The 278-nt window shown below is 64.0% G+C and carries 1 protein-coding gene; it reads right to left on the bottom strand.

Going from position 1 to position 278, the window contains the following annotated elements:
- Positions 1-53: 53 nt before the first annotated feature.
- A complete protein-coding gene (locus R2R70_RS19860; protein WP_410978878.1) occupies positions 54-212 on the bottom strand; it encodes a short-chain fatty acyl-CoA regulator family protein in 159 nt (52 codons plus the stop codon).
- Positions 213-278 lie beyond the last annotated feature (66 nt).

Genomic DNA, 278 nt, shown 5'->3' with positions numbered 1-278 from the left:
CTCCGGGTGCGGGGCGATCTTTGCATAGAACCAAAGCATCTGTCACCCAGCAGTTACATCTGCGCATGTTCCGCCCCGTCCGCATCCCGCAGGATCGACGGTTCACGACGCGCGGCGCACCCACGACGCACACAGATGCGACAGCTGGCCCCCACGGGACGCGAGTCTTCCGGCACAGGCTCATCGGGGAGCTGCGACGGCAGTATCAGCATTGCCGCCCGCAAGACTGGGTCATGGTCAAAGATCGGGGGCTCTGCCGTCCAGGAGATCGCAAAGCA

This window comes from Cobetia sp. SIMBA_158 (assembly GCF_046566945.1).
Classification (GTDB): Bacteria; Pseudomonadota; Gammaproteobacteria; order Pseudomonadales; family Halomonadaceae; genus Cobetia; species Cobetia amphilecti.
This window is presented reverse-complemented; position numbering and strand designations above follow the sequence as displayed.

Coding starts and splice junctions, on each gene's coding strand:
- R2R70_RS19860 (WP_410978878.1), bottom strand. CDS start 212: ATGCTGATACTGCCGTCGCAGCTCCCCGATGAGCCTGTGCCGGAAGAC.